Genomic DNA, 3,898 nt, shown 5'->3' on the forward strand with positions numbered 1-3,898 from the left:
AGCCTGGAAGACCGGAAGGAGACATTGCCTTGACCAGTTCGTCCCGATTGCAGGATCCGCGCAAACTCTATCCAGCGCCGCCCTTCCCAAAACAGCCGCAGGAAATGCCGGGACTCGCACGAAAGATGGATCCGGTCCCCGACCACGGCGAAGAGAGCTATCGAGGTTCCGGGCGGCTCGAAGGCCGCAAGGCGCTTGTAACTGGCGGCGATTCCGGCATCGGCCGGGCAGCAGCGATCGCCTTTGCGCGGGAAGGCGCCGACGTTGCAATCTCGTACCTCCCGGAAGAAGAAGCTGACGCCAGGCAAGTGATCGACCTGATCGAAGCGGAAGCTCGCAAGGCCGTCGCGTTACCTGGCGACATCCAAGATGAGGCTTGGTGCCGCGAAATGGTCAAGAAAGCCGTTTCGGATCTTGGTGGTCTCGACATTCTCGTCATCAATGCCGGACGACAACAATACCGCGAAAAGATCGACGAGCTGTCGACCGAGGACTTCGACCGCACGATGAAAACCAACCTCTATGCCTTGCATTGGATTGCGCAGGCGGCAGTGCCGCATCTTCCGCCTGGTGCATCGGTTATCACCACCGCGTCTATCCAGGCCTATGAACCGTCACCGATCCTCCTCGACTACGCAACGACGAAGGCCGGAATCGTCGCCTACACCAAGGCGCTTGCCAAGCAGCTGATCGAGAAGGGGATTCGCGTGAACGCTGTAGCGCCAGGTCCGGTCTGGACCGTGCTGCAGCCCAGCGGCGGTCAACCCGACGAGAAGGTGGAGAATTTCGGCAAGGACAGCGATTTCGGGCGGCCCGGCCAGCCGGCGGAGCTTGCCCCTGTCTATGTGCTGCTTGCTTCCAAGGAAGCGAGTTTCATCAACGGCGAGGTCTACGGCGTCACCGGCGGCAAAGGCGTTGCCTAAGCGATCGTTATGAGCAGATGAACGACTTCGGTCGCATCCCGCGATGAAGATCGCGACATTCAACGTCAATGGCGTGAATGGCCGATTGTCGGTGCTTCTGCGCTGGCTTGCTCAAGCTCGACCCGATATCGTCTGCTTGCAGGAACTCAAATCTCCAGATGATCGGTTTCCCGTCCGCGAAATCGAGAAGGCAGGCTACGGCGCTATCTGGCAGGGTCAGAAAAGCTGGAACGGCGTGGCAATCCTTGCCCGGGACAGAATGCCGATCGAAACCCGGCGGGGTCTGCCCGGCGACCCCGATGACAGCCATAGCCGCTATATCGAAGCGGCCGTCGGTGGTGTCCTGATCGGATGCCTCTATGTACCCAACGGCAATCCGGCTCCCGGTCCGAAATTCGACTACAAGCTTCGCTGGTTCTCTCGCCTGCATGACTACGCCGACGAACTCTTGAAGGCCGAGGTTCCAGCGGTGCTTGTCGGCGATTTCAACGTCATGCCGACCGATCTCGATGTCTATGCTCCGGAACGATGGCGCGACGACGCGCTGTTTCGCCCGGAAATGCGCGAGGCTTATCAGCGTCTCCTGGAACAGGGCTGGACGGACGCATTGAGAACGCTGCACCCGGGCGAGCGGATCTACACCTTCTGGAAGTATTTCCGAAATGCATTCGCCCGCGACGCCGGACTGCGCATCGATCATTTCCTGCTCAGTCCAACGCTGGCCGACCGGCTGGTCGCTGCCCAAGTCGATCGAGAAGCACGCAGTTGGGAGAAGGCAAGCGATCACGCTCCGGTATGGATCGAAATCGCCAGCACTTAATCAGGTTCATGCGGTACTCGATGATCGGCCGGCGCTGATTCAGGTCGGTCTTGGTCGAACTGCTCCCGTCCAGGGCAGGGGAAGCATCCAGTCCTCGCGACGGCCGGTCCAAAGCTCATAGTCGGGCACGATGCCGGTTGGCGCGTCGTCAAGTGAACCCAGCATGATCTCGGCCTCGTCGTCGCGGAGCCAGGCGATGCGGGCGCCGCAGTCCGGACAGAAGCTGCGCTTGGCAAAGACTTTCATTTCACCGAAGCATTCGAATGCGCCCGCGGGCCAGACGCCGAATGGCGTGAAATGGCTTCCGCTCGCCTTGCGACAGTCCAGACAATGACAAATACCGGCCCGAAGCGGCGGGCCGGTTAGAGTATAGCGCACGGCACCACACAGCCCGCCCCGCTCGCCGGTAGGCCGTGGCGTCACGCCCGCTACGCGTTTGTCATCGTGGTTTCGGTCGGGAACGCGAGATTTCGATAGGCCCTATCCTTTGCAGATGCGCCACTGGTCTTGGGGGCTGCCGGTGCCTGAGTGCTGTCGTCGCCAGCCGTCGCTGCGTTCGGGCTTCGACGCGTATTTCCGTCCGGTGACCGTATCGGAGGTGTATCGCGGTTGCCGGGCGTCGTCTTGATATCGTTGGTGGACATGACTTGTTTCCCTATGGCAACTTCCAGATCTCAGTCCTTGTGTTCGGGCATCGCCTTCAGCTGGTCCTCCGTCCAGGACGTCACGGCGTGGACGTCGCCATCCTCGTCGCGCATGAAGTCAAGCTGACTGGCGGGAACCGCCACGGGCTTGGCGCCGATGCCGAGAAAGCCGCCGACATCGATGATTACCTGAGCGTTCATGCCGGCGCCGTGAACATGGGATACCGAGCCAACGTTATCGTCGTCCGGTCCATAGATGGTGGCGCCTTCAAGATTGGCCTGGTTCAGTTCCGCTTCGGTGAGACGAACGTGGTTGCTGTGGTCCATGAAAACTCTCCTCGAGGGTGGACTTACTCAATCCGCGAGAGGTCGAACCGTTCCGCGAGGGGACCGCGCGTGGAGATCGGCGGCGAAAGAGCACGTGGCGATCATCGAGCCTCCGCGATCCATCGATCCAGAAACCGGTCGCGGATGAACCTGTTGAAATAGCTGCCTTTGGAAAATGCGGCGCGGTACGCGGCGTAGGTATCCGGCGGCACGTCCTCATAGTCGTAGCGTCGGCCGCTGGCCCGGAACCAAACGCTCATTGTCCTCGTCGCGGGATCGTACGCGCTTTTTTCGATCACGGTGGACGGCATGACAATGTCTTCGCTACAGATCGAGCAGGGCGATCCCGAGTTCAGGGCGCTTCCTTCTGTGCAGGTGAGCGGGCGTTTCCGTTACCATCACCTTGAGCGTCGGGTGAACGAGCCCTTCGCGCAGGTGGCCGCCGCGGGTCGATCCATCCGACAGCCCAAGCACCGCATGGGCGTGCAGGCTGGGCTCGCCGTCGTCGCCCTCGGCGATGTCGCCTATGGCGCTCAATACCTCGCATTGCTCAGTCACCGGAATTTTGCGGTAGGCCTTCGACACGAAGTCGAACCAGCCGACGATTGCCCTTTCGAACGCTCTGATCGCGGTCACTGCGGCAGTGGTGACATTTTGCTCCTCGGCGAAATCCGAAATCGACCGGAACGCCTCTTCACCGGGATCGAGAACGACGACGAAGGTCCTGACGCCGTCGCTCTCGCTGAGCAATTTCGATCGCATCGGCTTTTGCCGTTAGCTATGAGTGTGGTGCTCGGCGTTGCGCTTGCGCGTTGAAGCAGCTTTTTTCACTGAAGCGGAGCGGTCGCTGGCGGAACGGGAGGCTGCGGCCTTGCCGCCTTTTTCTCCGCCCTTGTGAGCGGCAGGATGGCCGGTGTGCTTGCCTTGGCCGGAGCCGCCTGCCTTTTTGCCGCCGCCGTCGTCCTTGTTGACGGTCGCCCAGGCTCTGCGCTCGGCTTCCTTTTCCGAGACACCACGCTTTTCGTAGCCTTCGGCGATGTGATCGGCCTTGCGTTCCTGCTTGTCGGTATATTTGGACTTGTCACCACGTGGCATGGCCACCTCCTATTGCTGTCATGAATATGAGAACGGCAGCGATGCCGCGCGGTTCCGACAGCTACGAACAGACCGGGTGTCTCGACGAC

At 60.9% G+C, this 3,898-nt stretch carries 7 protein-coding genes; 2 read left to right on the forward strand and 5 right to left on the reverse strand.

Annotation, left to right across the window (positions count from 1 at the left end):
* The first annotated feature begins 29 nt into the window (after positions 1 to 29).
* Both ACODTY_RS23415 and xth read left to right on the forward strand, forming a co-directional pair.
* Entirely contained in the window at positions 30 to 923 is an 894-nt protein-coding gene (locus ACODTY_RS23415; protein WP_488996581.1) for an SDR family oxidoreductase, read from the forward strand.
* 43 nt (positions 924 to 966) lie between these two features.
* Positions 967 to 1,743 (forward strand): exodeoxyribonuclease III, encoded by a 777-nt coding sequence (gene xth / locus ACODTY_RS23420; protein WP_488996575.1) that lies wholly within the window; start codon positions 967 to 969, stop codon positions 1,741 to 1,743.
* 39 nt (positions 1,744 to 1,782) lie between these two features.
* On the opposite strand, the gene ACODTY_RS23425 is transcribed toward xth, so the two are convergent.
* From ACODTY_RS23425 to ACODTY_RS23445, 5 genes are all read right to left on the reverse strand, one after another.
* Positions 1,783 to 2,166 (reverse strand): GFA family protein, encoded by a 384-nt coding sequence (locus tag ACODTY_RS23425; protein WP_488996576.1) that lies wholly within the window; start codon positions 2,164 to 2,166, stop codon positions 1,783 to 1,785.
* A 251-nt stretch (positions 2,167 to 2,417) separates the two neighbouring features.
* Positions 2,418 to 2,714: a PRC-barrel domain-containing protein gene (locus ACODTY_RS23430; protein WP_488996577.1), complete on the reverse strand. Its 297-nt coding sequence runs from the start codon at positions 2,712 to 2,714 to the stop codon at positions 2,418 to 2,420.
* A 101-nt stretch (positions 2,715 to 2,815) separates the two neighbouring features.
* A complete protein-coding gene (locus ACODTY_RS23435; protein WP_488996578.1) occupies positions 2,816 to 3,025 on the reverse strand; it encodes a KTSC domain-containing protein in 210 nt (69 codons plus the stop codon).
* A 13-nt stretch (positions 3,026 to 3,038) separates the two neighbouring features.
* Positions 3,039 to 3,476 (reverse strand): PPC domain-containing DNA-binding protein, encoded by a 438-nt coding sequence (locus ACODTY_RS23440; RefSeq protein ID WP_488996579.1) that lies wholly within the window; start codon positions 3,474 to 3,476, stop codon positions 3,039 to 3,041.
* Positions 3,477 to 3,488: 12 nt separating this feature from the next.
* Positions 3,489 to 3,809: a plasmid stabilization protein gene (locus ACODTY_RS23445; protein ID WP_488996580.1), complete on the reverse strand. Its 321-nt coding sequence runs from the start codon at positions 3,807 to 3,809 to the stop codon at positions 3,489 to 3,491.
* Positions 3,810 to 3,898 lie beyond the last annotated feature (89 nt).

Source organism: Mesorhizobium sp. FG116, assembly GCF_057809835.1.